This is a genomic window from Paenibacillus sp. NPDC056579, from assembly GCF_042793215.1.
In the GTDB taxonomy this organism is placed as follows: Bacteria; Bacillota; Bacilli; order Paenibacillales; family NBRC-103111; genus Paenibacillus_S.
Window position 1 is genome coordinate 741801 of sequence record NZ_JBHTVD010000003.1, and the last position, 15159, is coordinate 756959.

Genomic DNA, 15159 nt, shown 5'->3' on the forward strand with positions numbered 1-15159 from the left:
ATGGTGTTATCCTTTCCTGTGCCCGACAAATATCATACGTTTGGATAGTTCCCGGTCGTATTCCGATGCGTTATAGTCCCCGTACACATGATCGATCTCCAGATTCGAGGCACGCAGCATCTCCTGGAACCGCTCCAGGTCGAACAGCTTGACCTGCTCCATATAGGTGCGCTCCTCCGCCCCTTCCTTGACGACAATCGATTTGCGGACAAAACCGTCCTCGATTCTTCTCGACTCCTCAATCGTAATCCCGTCTTCGTCCCGGGTAGAGAACGGAACCAGATGGCTTATGACGTACTCGGGATTGAGGAAATCGATAATAAATTTGCCCTGTGCCTTCAGCAGCCGGTGGATTTCCTTCAGCACCTTCACATTTTGTTCATCGTCTTCAAAATAACCGAACGAAGTAAATAAGTTCACTACCGCATCATAAGGACCTTCAAGCGGAACCTCCCGCATATCGCCCTGCAGAAAACGCACCAGGTTCTGTCCATCCAGCTTACGCGCTTCCGAGAGCAGTACTTCCGACAGATCGATACCGGTGACGTTGTAACCGAAATCGTTCAAAGCCATAGAATGGCGGCCCATCCCGCAGCAGAGATCCAGAACGTCGGCACCCGGAGAAAGCTGCAGCCACTCAATCATCCGTTTGACCTCATCATAGGCCCCCTGCATATCCCGGTGCTTATATACTAATAAATAATCATCGCCAAAGCTTTTGCGATACCAATCCGACATGGTCTTCTATCTCCTTTACGCGTTCGTGCTGCCGAAGCAGCCGGGGCGACACCCCGCATGTAATCATGGTTACTATCTTACCAGACATGACCGCCATGCCACAATCAATAGATGCAAACGAAACGTCTCCCGGCATGTCCGGAGAATGGACCCGTATCGAGCTTTCCGCTATGGTTAAGCCCTCGGAACTCGTGTATAATTGGTCGTTATAGAGCTTGTTTCTTCATATCAGCAATACCGAAAAAATAATCGATGCCGCATTAAAGCTTGGTTGGAGGTTTCAATGAGCTTGTTACCGATAAACGAAAGAATGGGCAGCCGCAAGCACAAGGAAATATACGAACGTATCCGGCGGCAAGGAACCGTTTCCAAAATCGATTTGCTTGAGCAAAGCCAAATGACAGGAAGCACGCTGACGAGGACATTGGAGGAGCTGACAGCGCAAGGCTGGCTGGTCGAAGCAGGCCTGGGTGAATCGACCGGGGGCCGCCGTCCGATTCTGTATGAAACGAATCCGGCAGCCGGATACGTATTCGGCCTGGACATTTCACGGATGAGCTCCAAGCTTATTCTATGCGATCTGCATTTGAACAAGCTGGACGGTCATAGCTGGATCATGGACGAAACGATGACCCCGTCCAGGCTGTTTCATGCCATCGCCGAAACCGTGGACGTCATGCTGAAGACGCACGGGATTTCCACAGAATCGGTGCTGGGCATGGGGATCGGCGCAGTAGGTCCGCTGGACCGCAGCTCAGGCATCATTGTGGAACCGCTGTATTTTCAAGCACCCGGATGGCGGCATGTCGAGATTGTCCGCTATTTGCAGGAACGTTTCGCTTTCCCCGTGCTGCTTGATAACGGCGCCAATACCGCCATCATGGGAGAATCGTGGTCCGACCGTAACCGGGACTACCGTCACCTGCTATACGTTCATGTCGGCGTCGGAATCCGGTCCGCGATGATGTCTAACGGCAAAGTCGTATATGGAGCAGTCGATATGGAAGGATCCATCGGACAAATGATCATCCAAACGGACGGCCCGAGAATTGGAGAGCAGGGCAATTTCGGCAGCCTGCAGACCTATGCATCCATTTATGCGCTGGAGCAGCAGGCACAGTCCCGGTTAAAGCAAGGACGGGAAAGCTCCTTGCGCTTCAAGGAGCCGGATCCCGAGAAAATTACTTTCGCGCACTTGCTTCAGGCGCTGAAGGAGCACGATCCGCTAACCGTCGAAATCTTCTCCCAAGCCGCCACCTATTTCGGTATCGGCCTATCGAATTTGCTGAACATTTTGCATCCGGAAAAAGTCATTCTCGGCGGCTCGCTCATGAACAGCGACCCGAGCTTTTTCCAAATCGCGACTCGCGTCGCCATTCGCAATACCTACTACTACCCTGCTTACCAAGTCGTATTCAGCCAGGGGCATCTTGGGGAAGAGGCGCTGGTCATCGGTGCTGCCACGATGGTCATTAATCAGCTTACAGAAGTATAGGCACATCGCAACCGCTACAGATGAACAAGGGGGAACTTTACAATGACAGAACCGACAAAGCCTTCCTGCTGCTCAACAAGCCGATCGGAAGCCGATAGCAATACAGTCCAGCACATCTCTATGGATAGCTTGCTTCGCAAGCCTCAGCAGAGCCATAACGGCAGCAGTACCATTACCGATCCGCGCGAAGGTATGATCTATTTGCCGGGAGGGCAATTTCTGATGGGAACAGACGATCAGGAAGGATTTCCGCAGGATGGAGAAGGTCCTGTGCGGCCCGTTACCGTGAATCCTTTCTATGTGGATCCTTGTACCGTAACCAATGCCGAATTCGCCAGGTTTGTCCAAGAGACCGGATATAAAACGGAATCGGAGCAGTTCGGATGGTCCTTCGTATTCCATCTGTTCGTCTCCGAGGAAACCGCTGCAAAAGTAAAGCATGTCGTACAGAGGACGCCCTGGTGGTGGAATGTCGAAGGCGCGGACTGGGCGCATCCGGAAGGACCGGACTCGTCGATCGAGGATCGAATGGATCATCCGGTAATCCATATATCGTGGAACGATGCGCAAGCCTACTGCCGATGGGCCGGCAAACGGCTTCTTACCGAAGCGGAATGGGAATATGCAGCCCGGGGCGGCTTGGAGCAAAAGCGTTACCCTTGGGGCGATCTGCTGAAGCCGGGTACTGAGCATATGTGCAACATTTGGCAGGGTAAGTTCCCTGACAAAAACAACAAGAGCGACGGCTACGCCGGGACCGCTCCGGTCCGTTCGTTCCAGCCTAACGGCTTCGGCTTATACAATGTCGCCGGTAACGTGTGGGAATGGTGCCAGGACTGGTTCAACCCGACATGGCACATTACCGGGCCAAGAGACAACCCGAAGGGACCGGACAAAGGCACCTCGCGAGTTATGAGAGGCGGCTCCTACCTGTGCCACAAATCATACTGCAACCGCTACCGGGTCGCCGCACGCAGCTCCAATACACCGGATAGTGCCTCCGGCAATATGGGCTTCCGCTGCGCAGCCGATGCATAAGCCGGAAGCCTGCCAAGCCTGCCTGTAACATAACAAAACCCTCCTATTCCATTTCTTGTTGGGAATAGGAGGGTTTTTAGTTTATAGCGTAGAAAGCGGTTAAGCGGTCGACGCTTCGTCATCCGCTGCTTCGCCATGCAGCTCGCGGAACAGCGCAACGAGCTTGCCGTGCTTGCGGAGCGATTTCTCATGGATCAGGTTCAGCTTGCCGTTATCCAGCGTTCCGAACCGCTCGACCAGCTGCTCATTTTCATGGGTCCAATCGAAGCCTTCGAAAATACTAAGACAGGTGGTCCAGTTTTTCACATATTTGCCATCCTGATACAGATGAGCATGTGCATACAGGGCGATACTCTCCTGCATAGCCCGGCTCGCCGAGCTGAACTGAGGCAATCCCGGCTGCTCCGGCATCAGCGGCAGCAGCGTGCTGTAAAACTGGTGAAGGATTTCGATATGAGCCGAAGGATCCTGCCTGATTTTGCGCGCCATCTCGTAGGAAGGCTGCATTTTTCCCGTAAACAGCATCGTTGCCGTCGAATACAGCCAGCTGAACGAGGTGAAGTTTTTATTGTAAGAAGTCAGGTTGGCGCGGCGTTCCACACCGGCTCCCTTCAGGAATACGTTATGATCAACTACCTGCTGAATGACCAAATTGAGCGGATCGATGCTGTCGAACGAATGGCCGAGCTCTTTACTAACGAGTTGAACCTTGGAGTTGATATCGCCGAACAGCTGCTTTTCTTCCTCTTCGCTCAAGCCGATATAAATTTGCACAGCAAGCTCGCTCTCCATCAATTCCAGACGGCGGCGCTCGATTTGCTCAACAAGCCCTTCCATTTGCTCAAGCTCCGTCTTCACTTCTTCGCTGTCCGGCATCCGGCGCTGCTTAATTTTCAGAGCGGATACCTTCTTCTCGTGGCTGCGAACTTCCTTAAGCAATTGCTCGTTCACATAGCCCAAGGCAAGAATCCGGTGCTGTCCGTCCAAAATGCTAAGCTTCGAACCCGGACGCAAATACAGTCCTTTATCCGTTTTGGCAAGCGAGCTGACATCGCGCAAGCTTAAAGTTACGGGTCCGAAGAAGACGCGGTCAAGCTCGCGCTCCTGCAGGTAATTCGAAATTTTCCGGCGTTGGCCTGCGCTCAGCTTGCGCTGTACCATCGGATCGATCGTCGTATAGTTAAGCAAATCCTGCACTTGTACAGGAACGGTAGCCAAACCGAATTTTTCGCAAAACGGGTGAATCGTCATATTGAGGCAAAGTCCATCCATTAGCCGGCATCCTCCTTATCACGGATCAAGAACAAATGATGCTCCTGATAAAAATCTTTAATATACTGGTAAGCCTTCATAATACGCGAGCGTCTAGGCAAACGGTCCTTCTCATCGCCGGTATAAATCGCATTCCAATCGATGTGAGGCAAAATTTTCATCGCATAGTCCAGCGCATAGCGGTTGAAGCTTCCCGTCTTGGTCGCTTCCTCGTGGAAAAACATCGCCATAGCGATTTGCATATTTTCGGTCCAGCAAAGCTCGCCTTTCTCCGGCTCAGGCAAATGACGAAGCATAACGTCGAAATAATGGGACGCGAGTCTTGCATGCTCGTCGATGTCCGTATCCTCAAAGTAATATCCGTTGTTGCGCGCAGCCGATTTCAAGCGGCCTTCGAACAGTCCGCAAAGAATTTCGACCAGCAGGTGATACGAGAACAAAAATTCCGGCCCTTTCCCCCGCTCGGTAAACATATCTACCGAAATTTGCTTCATAGCCGGGGATTTCATCGCCAAATGAGTGGCCAGCACATGATAAAATCTGCGCTGCTCGCGAAGAACCGCCAGGTTGCCGCCGATTTTGCGCGGAAGCTTATTAATATCCGAGAACAGCTGGCGCTCCTGACGGGCGTTAATATCGAGATAAATCATCGTCGACATCGGGAACGTGTACAGCTTGCTCAGCTTATCCGTAATTTCTTCCATACGGTCATACTCTCTGCGGTCTTTGGCACGGGCCATGTTGCTTTGCAGCGTTTCCATAATTCTCCGGAATGCGGCAAGCCGGTGCTGTCCGTCTACAACGTATAGCTTCTCGATGGCCTGAAGGCGGTATACCTGCTGATCGGCGTCATACTCGCCCGCTCCTCTGGCGGAAAGAATGATGCCCGGGAAATAAATCCCCTGCTGGTGATCGAGATACAGCATAATATAATCCATCAGTTTCGATAAGTTCTGCGGCACAATCGCCCGCTGAACTTCCAAATCTACTTCATAGATGGAAAACAGCTTGCTCATAGGCAAGGTGGTGGACAAGGTTGTTTGTCCGAACGTCCGTGAAACCGCTCCGGGGATCTCGATGTAGGATGAAGCTTTTTGCTCCGCCAGAAGTTCCGACAGAGAAGAAATTTGGTCCATTCGTTCTTTCCTCCTTAAGTGGCTGTTGCTATAGATATATATTACTATAATAGGTTCATATAGTTCCATTATACACCGAATTATCACGAAACATTCAGGAAATAGCCAGAATATTACTTGATTTCTAAAAGTTATTCCCGATTCATGTAGGTTATTCTTGCCACTTCCCCTTGACATTCTGGAAAATGCAAAAAAACTTATCCGCCTCGCAGCAAGCGGCCAGCCTGCCGTGCAGATAAGTTTCGCTTGCTCAGAATATTCAGAGCTGTTTGGCGCAATCCTTGTCCTAGCTCTTGCGGACTAGTCCTTCAGCCATAAAATCAACCAGATGCACCGCTTTCATGCGCCCTCCGAGTCCTGCTCGCTCAATTCCCCATTTCATCTGCAGCAGGCAGCCGGGATTGGTCGTCACGACATATTCCGCCTCTGTTTGCTCCACATGCTCCATCTTGTGGTCGAGCACATCCGCCGACATTTGCGGCTGCGTCAAGTTATAGATGCCTGCGGAGCCGCAGCAGCGGTCGGCTCCCTGCAGCTCGTTCAGCCGCACACCCGGCCTCGACTGCAGGAGGGTGCGGGGCTGCTGCTGGACCCGCATCACGTTGCGCAGATGGCACGAGTCCTGGTACGTGACGACCAGGGGGGCCCCCGTCGTCTCCGGCGCCGGAAGGAGCGGGCGGCCGTGCTCCACGAGCAGCTCCGCGACGTCCCGCACCTTGCGCGCAAAATCGCGCGCAGCGTCCGCCGCCGACTCATCGCCATGCAGCAGATGGTCGTACTCTTTCAGGCTCGCGCCGCACCCGCCGGCGTTGCTCGCCACGAAGTCGACGCCGGCTGCGCCGAAGGCGTCGAGGTTCTCGCGAGCGAGGCGGCGGGCCGACGCCGTCTCGCCCGCGTGGGCGTGCAGCGCTCCGCAGCACGTCTGCGAGGTCGGGATGACGACCTCGTAGCCAGCCTCGCGGAGCAGCCGGACCGTGTTCACGTTCGTCGACGTGAACAGTACATCCATGATGCACCCGCGGAACAGCCCGACGCGGGCTCGTGTGGCGCCGCCGGCAGGGGGAATGACGAGCATGCGGCGGCTGCCGCCGCTGCCGTTCGTCGTTTCCCACGCCGCCGGGAGGCCGAGCTTCGCCCAGGCGCGGATGACGCCGTCGGCGGATGCCTCCGGCAAGATGGCTTCCATTTGCCGCATATGCTCGGGCAAGAGCCGCATGACGCCGCTCATGCGCGCCAGCTTCTGCATCCCGGAGCGCTGGTACAGCTTCAGCATGCCGCCGAGCAGCCGCATGCGCCCGTGATGCGGGAACAGCCGCTCCATGAACAGGGTGCGGATTGCTTTCACGTGCGGAGCGTAGTCCGTCTCCGCTGCGATAGACTCCCTCGCCTGCTCAATGAGCTGCCCGTACTTCACGTCCGACGGGCAAGCCGGCTCGCAGGCGCGACAGCCGAGGCACAGATCCATCTGCTCCTTGAATCTGGTATCAGGCTCCATGAAACCGTCGGCAACCGCTTTCATCAATGCGATGCGCCCGCGTGGCGACGCCGCCTCCAGTCCGGTCTCGTTGAACGTCGGACAGGCGGTCTGGCAAAACCCGCAGCGCATGCAGTTCGTCAGCTGATCCGAATCCAGCGTCAGCTTCAATCTCGCCGCAAGCTTCTGCGTCTGAACCGCTTGCGGTAGATGCTGGGCTGCCGATGGCGCTGCGCTCTCCTGTGCCGCCGATCGTGCACCTGCTCCTGTACCAAGATTCGTCATGACAAGCCCTCCTCGCTTCCTGTTCCCGCTCTCCTCACACGCTGCTGTGTCTCCTCGGCTGACTGCAATGAATGCTCTTGCTGGTCTTGCTGGTCTTGCTGCCCTTGCCGGTCTTGCTTCGATTCCAATTCCGATTCCGTTTGCCGTTCTTGCTCGTTCGCCCGCAATTGCCCTGCTTCCCGGGCTTCTGAACGTCCCTCGCCCTCTCTGCCGCCCGGCCCATCGGTCAGCACGATACGCTTGCGCGTTTCGGCGAACAGCTTGCCCGGATTCAGCAGCTGATCCGGGTCGAACGCCAGCTTCAGCCGCTTCATAATATCTATGCCGGAAGCGCCTACCTTCCATTCCAGATACGGCGCCTTCACCATGCCGACCCCGTGCTCTCCGGTTATCGTCCCGCCCATGCTTATAGCCGCTTCGAATATTTCCTCGAACGCCTTTTCCACGCGGTGAATTTCCTCCGCGTTGCGCGCGTCGGTCATTGCCGTAGGATGCAAATTTCCGTCGCCGGCATGGCCGAATGTACAAATTTGCACATCGTATTTGGCAGCAATCCGCTGCACCTCCATGACCATATCCGCAATCCGGGAACGGGGAACGGTCGCATCCTCCAATATCGTCGTCGGCCGCAGACGCGACAGCGCAGCCAGCGCGCTCCGCCGAGCTTCCATCACTTTGGCGCCCTCCTCCGGGGTGGCCGCCACCTTGACCTGGATCGCGCCTTCCTTGCGGCACAACTCCTCGATCCGCTGCAAATCCCGCTCGACCATGCTCTCGTCGCCGTCCTGCTCTATCGCCAGAATCGCCTCCGCGTCGACTGGCAGACCGATTCGTGCGAAATCCTCTACGACCCGAATCGTTGCCCGGTCCATAAATTCGAGCGTGCACGGAGTAATCCGGTTCGCAACAATTTGCGACACCGAGCGTGCCGCCGATTGCAAATCGCTGTAGATCGCTACCATGGAGCGCCGGAAATCAGGCTTCGGCACGAGCTTCACCGTCGCTTCCGTAATGATGGCCAGCGTACCTCCCGATCCTACGAGCAGACGCGTCAAGTCGTAGCCGGCCACATCCTTGACCAGCTTCCCGCCCGTCCGCAATATGTCTCCGTTAGCCATTACCGCTTCCAAGCCGATCACATAGTCTTTGGTCGTCCCGTACTTTAAACCGCGCAAGCCGCCCGCCCCCAAAGCGATGTTGCCCCCCATCGTGCAGATGATCATGCTGCTCGGATCCGGCGGATAAAACAAGCCGGTCGCTTCCACCGCCGTATGAAATTGCTTCGTATTCAACCCCGTTTGGAAGGTGGCCGTCAAGTTATCCTGATCGATCTCAATCAGCCGGTTCATGCGAGTCATGACCATGACGATGCCCCCTTGAACAGGAACGACGCCTGCGCACAGGTTACTCCCGGCTCCCCTCGCAATAACCGGTATTTTATGGCCGGCACAAACCTTCATAACCTCGGACACTTCCTCCGTAGACGCAGGAAATACGACTCCGTCCGGCATCGCTTGATATAACGGCGTCGCGTCGTAGCTGTAAGATACAAGCGTTTCCGTATCGTCTTTGAACCATTTCGGCCCTACAATGCTCTGTAATTGCTCGCGAACAGACTGCGCTATCACTGAATTCAAACCCTCCCATGGCATTGGATAACGTTGAATAAGCAGAAACAATCGATTATAATTTTAATCAGGTCATCTGATGACTTTATTATAGAAGTACATTTTCCCAAGTGTCAATATAGAGGATTAAGGACGTGTAGTCATGATTATTCGTAAAGCTTATGAAGTAGTCGCCGAAACGATTCGCGAGCAAATCATCCAGGGAGAATGGGCCGTCGGAACCCGCCTTCCCTCGGTAGAAAAGCTTGCTGTCCGTTACAACGTCGGCCGCTCCACGATCCGGGAGGCGCTCATGTCATTGAAAGCGCATGGCTGGGTGGACGTCCGCCACGGCGGCGGCACCTTCGTGCTTAAGCTTACCGATGACGCTCCGCTATGGCAGCCCCCCGAAATTAACGACAGGAAGCAGCTGGCGGCGTGGCTGGAGCTTCGATACATCCTAGAGACGGAGAGCGCAGGACTTGCCGCTCTAAGAAGATCGGAAGGGCAGCTTGCGCAGCTTCATGCCATTTTACACGAAATGGCCTTGCTTCGGGACGAAGAGGCTCTGGAGCAGGCCGACATCCGGTTCCATACCTCACTTGCCGAGGCAGCGGGAAATCCGCTCCTTCAAGGCACTCTGGAATCTTTATTCTCCAATATGGGCAAGGTGATGCAGGAAAGCCGCCGCCTGTGGCTGTTCGCCGAGCAAAGCGAAACCGACAGGCTGGTTGAGGAGCACCGGCTTATTATCGATGCAGTTGAACAGAGCGACGCTCCGCTTGCCAAGCAGCGGATGGCCGCGCATCTTCGCAAAGTAGAGCAGGTGCTGGAGAAGCTGAACAAGCTCCCGGAGCCGGAACCGCGTTGAAACGCAGACAACTTGAACGCCGCTCCTTCCTTAGTCAACTTTACATATTTTTTAAACTTATATATTGACTAAATATCATTAATAAACCATAATAAAATGATGGTTTGTTTTTCTACATAATCCAACCTAGAATTTGGAGGTAATGATGATGAAAGTCGCAGCTATTGTAGGGAGTATTCGTAAGGAATCTTATAACTTGAAGCTTGCCAAATTCATTCAGAAACGTTATCAGGACCGTTTTGAGCTTGAAATTTTGACCTTGCGGGATCTTCCCTTCTATGATCAAGATATTGAAAATGACCCACCGGCTGCCGTAAAGGAATTCAAGGGCAAAGTGGCTGCCGCCGACGCCGTATTGTGGGTTGTTCCCGAGTATAATGCAACCGTTCCGGGTGTGATGGTTAACGCCATCGATTGGATGTCCCGTGTAGACCGGGTATTGAACGGCAAACCGTCCTGGATCGTAGGAGCATCGATGGGCTTGCTCGGTACGGTTAAAGCCCAAGGCCATTTGCGCGACATCTTGTTCGCCCAAGGCGTCGGATCTCCGCTTCTTCCGGGTAACGAAGTGTATGTAGGCGTCGTTCATGAAAAAATCGATGCGGAAGGCAACCTGACTCATGAGCCGACCGTGAAATTTTTGGACTCCGTTGTCGACAACTTCATCAACTGGTACAACCAGCAAGCTAAAATCGCCGTGAACAAATAATTGCATGCTGGCAACAAAAGAGGGTGCCCCAAGAGCCGAAATTTCGGTTTGGGACACCCTCTTGGCATATAAGTGGGCTGTTTAAATCGAGTGACTGGTGCTTCAAGTGCTTATTGAGCCGTATAGCCGCCATCAACCAGCAGACTTGTTCCTGTAATAAACGATGCGTCTTCACTAGCGAGAAACAGAACGGCTTTGGCCACTTCCTCCGGCTTGCCTAGGCGACCCATCGGATGAAGGCTGATCAAATGTTCATTAATCGCTTCATTGCGCCCTGCAATAAGAGGCGTATCGATATAGCCCGGGCAAACCGCATTCACTCGAATCCCTTGTTTCGCATAGTCGATGCCTAGCGATTGCGTCAGCAGCTTCACCCCGCCTTTAGCGGCCGCGTAGGCTGTTACCCCCGCTTTCCCGACATGGCTGTGGATGGAGCCGCAGTTGACGATAACCCCTCCACCGTCCTGCTTCAGCATCTGCTCGATGGCATATTTATCCGACAAAAAGACGCCGGACAAGTTGATATCGATCGTTCTCTCCCACGCATCCGCCGTAAGCATATGAGCAGGCCCGTCCTTGGCAATACCGGCATTGGCGAACATAATATCGAGCCTTCCGAATTGCTTTACCGTTTCGGCAACCATCGCTTGAACCTGATCTTCCTTGGTTACATCCGTTTTGATGAACAGCGCTTCTTTGCCGCCGTTACGAAGCTCGTCCGCCAAGGTCTGGCCCCTGTCGGAAAAATCGGCAATGACGACCTTCGCTCCTTCCTCTGCAAACAACCGGATCGTCATCTCTCCGATTCCGCTGGCTCCTCCGGTAACAACCGCGACTTTGTTAGCAAATCTCATCCTGACAGCCTCCATGTGCTTGAATAGTTGTAAAACCGTAGTATGCCGAGTGAGCTTCGTTTTTAAACAACGATCCGTTTCAGGGAACAGCGTATAGCCGTTCTTTTTACTGCTTCGAGCCTGCTCTGCTCTTCTTGTTCATAGAAACAGGCATCCGACAGCAGCGTTTCAACGGCTGCAAGCGCCGCTTCCATGGCTAGCGGTTCGCTGCGCAGCAAATAGTAGCACATTTGGTAGCACGCCTGCTCATAGCGCCGTATAAGCTGAGCCCGTCTTTCCAGCGTCATCTCCCGGGAATCGGCAGCTCCCGCCATTACGCCGCTCCCCCAGCCGATGCAGCCAGACCATTGCCCGCTTTGAGTTCGATAATGGACATGAGACTGGCCGATTTTAGCAATGTACTCATCCCTTTGATGCTCCTCACTGTCAACTTGATTTGCACTGTGCTTCGTGCTTTTTATTGTAGGGAGTACTTCTTAAATAAGATAAAAGGAAAGTTTAAAAATTGCTTAAGTTTTACCGATCATTCATCCTGCAATTCGTCATAAAAATGTGCGACCAGGCAGCAGAGGTTCGGGAATCATGTGGTAAAATAATGAAGAAATGAGGTAAAATCAACGACACCTCCTAATCCACTACACATCGACGAATTCATGGAGGGACATCATGGAACCGGCTTTGGCATTTTATTTGAAACTGGCGGACGGCGTCATCATTACCGATCAAGAGCACCGGATCGTGGAAGTGAACGCGAAGTACGAGGAAGTAACCGGGTATGCCCGCGACTATATGGTCGGACTGCGAGCCAACTTTCTGCGTTCACGGCTGACCCCTTCCAAGACATATGACAGCATGAAGCAGTCGCTTAGTATGAATTTGGCATGGACCGGGGTATTCATTAACCGGAAGAAAAACAAAGACATTTGGCACACCAACATCACCATAACCCCCATGAGCTTGAACGGGCGAACGTATTATGTCGGCGTCGTCCGCGACCTGGACCGAATCCCCGAGGGCAGCTATTTGTCCGAATCACGCAAAATAAAGCTGCAAAGCGAAATATTAAAGGTTCTTGCCATCTCCTGTGAAATAAGAGACCCTCACATTGAGGAGCATTTGACCCGTGTACAGCAAGGCACCGAGAAGCTGCTGACAGCCCATAACCGGAGGCTGAACCTCGGACTGTCGGAGGAGTACATTCATCAGGTCGTCAACGCCAGCATCATGCACGATATCGGCAAATCGGGAATTCCCGAGGGCATTCTGTACAAGCCCGGGCAGCTTAATTACTACGAGCGTCATATTATAGAAACGCATCCGCTCATCGGGGTCGAAATCGTGAACAAAATTTCCCGTGAAATGGAGGACGAGATTCTTCAGGAGGAGCTGCGGATCGCCGAGCATATTATTCACTATCATCATGAAAAATGGGACGGCAGCGGTTATCCCGCCATGCTGAAGGGCGACGAAATCCCGTTCGAAGCGCAGGTCGTCTCGATCGTCGACGTGTTCGATGCGTTGACGAGCCGCAGAGCTTACAAGGATGCCTGGAGCCGGGAGAAGGCCATACAGTTTTTAAATGAGCAAAAAGGATCCGCCTTCAATCCCGACCTCGTCGATACCTTCGTTATGACGCTGGAATGTTCCTGATTCAGGCTTTACCAAAACAAATCGACCGGTCGCATCCTCCCCTTACCGGGGTACGCCGGTCTTTTTTCGTTGAATGGGCTCTTATTCCGAGGCATCCATCTTTTTATCCAATTTGTACATTTCGTTAAGCTCTTTCAATACCGCATCGATCCCCATCCGCTTCGTTTCAGTTACAAACGCGTCATACTTGTCGACCGGATACTGGCCGGTAATGATTTTGGATATGTACTCCAGCGCCAGCTTTTCAAAAGCGGGTGCTTTGCCGGATGCTTTTTCACTGCGCGGGATGTACAAGCTGTTCATGCTCGTTTCCGTCTTAAAGCCGTTCACGGCAAGCCGGTTTTGCTCCAGCACCGGGATCGGGACAGGCAGCATCAATGGATGCACACTGAACAGGACGGCTCCGGGATTGTAGTACTTTTCCTCTCCCTCTGCCATCCAGCATATTTTCCCGTCCACAATCTTGTACGTCAGACCTTCGAACCCGATCGCCGTGAGCTTCGTCCCTTCCGGCCCCAGCAAGTAATCGAGCACCATTTTCGCTTCTTTGGGATACCGGGTTGTGGACGGAATGACATAGGAGCTTGAATAGCCTGCGCGGACCGTGTAATTCGATCCATAGGGTCCTGTCATCGTCGGGACAGTGGTGATGGCGGCATCGGGAAAGCGCGCCTTCAGCTTATCATAGCGTTCCGTTATCATCTCGGCTCCCCGGATCCAGGCACCCGTTTTGCCGGAGGTAAATTTGTCTTCAGCCGTTACGCGTTTTTCCAGCACCCACTCCTTGTCAAGCACCCCGTTCTCATACGCTCTTCTGAACCACGCCAATGCCTCCTTCATTTCCTTGGAGGACAAATAGGCCGACTTGATCGTGTCGTCCACCGGATCCAGATACAATGCAAGCTTACGGGGGTGGGCTGGAACAAACAGTTTCCACAACGGTCCTGAACGGCTTAAGTCTCCTCCCATTGTAAACCCGGTCGTATTGGCTTTACCGTCTCCATCAGGATCCTCCTTCGTAAAGCGGTACAGCATCGTATACAGCTCATCGGCATTGACAGGCGTCTTGATTTGAAGCTTCTCCGCCCAGTCCGCCCGGTAATAAATCGATTCCGGAGCTTGAAAAAACTGCGGAAGCGAATACATTTTCCCATTGTAGGTGGAGTCCGCAAAATATTCCTTGGGCATGCCGCTCCAAATCGGAGACGCTTTAATCAATTCGTCCAAAGGCATTAGCGCTCCGACGGCCGACGCCCCCCGAATTCTCTCGCTGCTCATCCAAACAATATCCGGAACCTTCCCGCTGTTCATTAAAGCATTTACATATTTCTCATACTCGTATTTCTCGTAAATCTCGATATGCAATGAGACATTAAATTTCTCTTTTAGTTTTCTTTGCAGCAGCTGCCTTTTCATTGGAGATAAGGTTTCGCTGCCTCGCCACAGCATGGTTAATGGAACGGACGCTTCAGGATCAACCGCTTCAATGGATTCATTCGCAGTACCGCAGCCGGGCGTTGACACGGTAATGATGATTAAACATAGAATCCAGACTGCAATCGCTTTCTTTGACATGATTCCATATTCCTCTCTCTATAGTGCGACAGTCTTATCACCCTTGAAGGCAATGGGAATACAGTATGAGTTCTTGTCGAACAATGACATCTCACTCCTATTTTAAATGTAAATGCTGGAAGCGTCATTTTCAACATTTTTATAGACAATAACCATAAATTAACCCCGGCAAGCATCCGCTAACGGAGCTGCCGGGGTAGCATTACGACCAATATTCATCGATGATGTTCGTGCCTTGCATTGACCTGACGATCTTTCCTTGCGGTTGAAGCGGCGATAAAGGGTAAAATGTGTTTCCCTCGCAGTCATCACAGGTGTTTTTGTAGCAATCGGCTTGCTCTTCCAATTCGATCCCACAGCGGCAACAGCGTTTAACGGCAAACAATTCTAAAGGATTCATCGGTTCTACTCCCATAGTCGACACTCCTTTAATCGCTTTTAAACAAGTATACACG

14 protein-coding genes are annotated in these 15159 nt (G+C 53.0%); 5 read left to right on the plus strand and 9 right to left on the minus strand.

The features are described from left to right. Positions 1 to 6: 6 nt before the first annotated feature. Complete coding sequence (locus ACFQ88_RS15965; protein ID WP_379454744.1) at positions 7 to 738, minus strand: class I SAM-dependent methyltransferase; 732 nt, start codon at positions 736 to 738, stop codon at positions 7 to 9. A 283-nt stretch (positions 739 to 1021) separates the two neighbouring features. Here ACFQ88_RS15965 and ACFQ88_RS15970 point away from each other — a divergent pair, with 283 nt between their 5' ends. Next, positions 1022 to 2233, plus strand: a complete 1212-nt coding sequence (locus tag ACFQ88_RS15970) for an ROK family protein (RefSeq protein WP_239627673.1) — start codon at positions 1022 to 1024, stop codon at positions 2231 to 2233. A gap of 42 nt (positions 2234 to 2275) precedes the next feature. Then, positions 2276 to 3271: a formylglycine-generating enzyme family protein gene (locus ACFQ88_RS15975; protein WP_379454745.1), complete on the plus strand. Its 996-nt coding sequence runs from the start codon at positions 2276 to 2278 to the stop codon at positions 3269 to 3271. Positions 3272 to 3370: 99 nt separating this feature from the next. Here the strand turns inward: ACFQ88_RS15975 and ACFQ88_RS15980 are convergent, their stop codons facing one another. From ACFQ88_RS15980 to ACFQ88_RS15995, 4 genes are all read right to left on the minus strand, one after another. After that, the gene (locus ACFQ88_RS15980) at positions 3371 to 4543 is read right to left on the minus strand and encodes a DNA sulfur modification protein DndB (protein WP_239627678.1); all 1173 of its coding nucleotides are present in this window, start codon (positions 4541 to 4543) and stop codon (positions 3371 to 3373) included. Next, positions 4543 to 5679: a DGQHR domain-containing protein gene (locus ACFQ88_RS15985; RefSeq protein WP_239627680.1), complete on the minus strand. Its 1137-nt coding sequence runs from the start codon at positions 5677 to 5679 to the stop codon at positions 4543 to 4545. The genes ACFQ88_RS15980 and ACFQ88_RS15985 overlap by 1 nt, the downstream gene beginning before the upstream one ends. A 286-nt stretch (positions 5680 to 5965) precedes the next feature. Beyond that, positions 5966 to 7438, minus strand: a complete 1473-nt coding sequence (locus tag ACFQ88_RS15990; protein ID WP_379454912.1) for a (Fe-S)-binding protein — start codon at positions 7436 to 7438, stop codon at positions 5966 to 5968. After that, complete coding sequence (locus ACFQ88_RS15995; RefSeq protein WP_379454746.1) at positions 7435 to 9066, minus strand: FAD-binding oxidoreductase; 1632 nt, start codon at positions 9064 to 9066, stop codon at positions 7435 to 7437. Before ACFQ88_RS15995 ends, ACFQ88_RS15990 begins: the two co-directional genes overlap by 4 nt. A gap of 142 nt (positions 9067 to 9208) precedes the next feature. On the opposite strand from ACFQ88_RS15995, the gene ACFQ88_RS16000 reads away from it, so the two are divergent. Then, positions 9209 to 9916 carry a FadR/GntR family transcriptional regulator gene (locus ACFQ88_RS16000; RefSeq protein WP_379454747.1) on the plus strand — a complete coding sequence of 236 codons (708 nt, stop codon included), beginning with the start codon at positions 9209 to 9211 and terminating at the stop codon, positions 9914 to 9916. A gap of 148 nt (positions 9917 to 10064) precedes the next feature. After that, a complete protein-coding gene (locus ACFQ88_RS16005; protein WP_379454748.1) occupies positions 10065 to 10625 on the plus strand; it encodes an NADPH-dependent FMN reductase in 561 nt (186 codons plus the stop codon). Between the two features lie 110 nt (positions 10626 to 10735). Here ACFQ88_RS16005 and ACFQ88_RS16010 read toward each other — a convergent pair whose 3' ends face one another. Next, positions 10736 to 11479 carry an SDR family NAD(P)-dependent oxidoreductase gene (locus tag ACFQ88_RS16010; protein WP_379454749.1) on the minus strand — a complete coding sequence of 248 codons (744 nt, stop codon included), beginning with the start codon at positions 11477 to 11479 and terminating at the stop codon, positions 10736 to 10738. A gap of 62 nt (positions 11480 to 11541) precedes the next feature. Next, a complete protein-coding gene (locus ACFQ88_RS16015) occupies positions 11542 to 11793 on the minus strand; it encodes a hypothetical protein (protein ID WP_239627691.1) in 252 nt (83 codons plus the stop codon). A 352-nt stretch (positions 11794 to 12145) separates the two neighbouring features. Here ACFQ88_RS16015 and ACFQ88_RS16020 point away from each other — a divergent pair, with 352 nt between their 5' ends. Beyond that, positions 12146 to 13129 (plus strand): HD domain-containing phosphohydrolase, encoded by a 984-nt coding sequence (locus ACFQ88_RS16020; protein WP_379454750.1) that lies wholly within the window; start codon positions 12146 to 12148, stop codon positions 13127 to 13129. Positions 13130 to 13210: 81 nt separating this feature from the next. Here ACFQ88_RS16020 and ACFQ88_RS16025 read toward each other — a convergent pair whose 3' ends face one another. Beyond that, complete coding sequence (locus ACFQ88_RS16025) at positions 13211 to 14704, minus strand: extracellular solute-binding protein (RefSeq protein WP_379454751.1); 1494 nt, start codon at positions 14702 to 14704, stop codon at positions 13211 to 13213. Positions 14705 to 14906: 202 nt separating this feature from the next. Then, positions 14907 to 15119, minus strand: a complete 213-nt coding sequence (yhfH, locus tag ACFQ88_RS16030) for a protein YhfH (protein WP_239627698.1) — start codon at positions 15117 to 15119, stop codon at positions 14907 to 14909. Between the last annotated feature and the right edge of the window lie 40 nt (positions 15120 to 15159).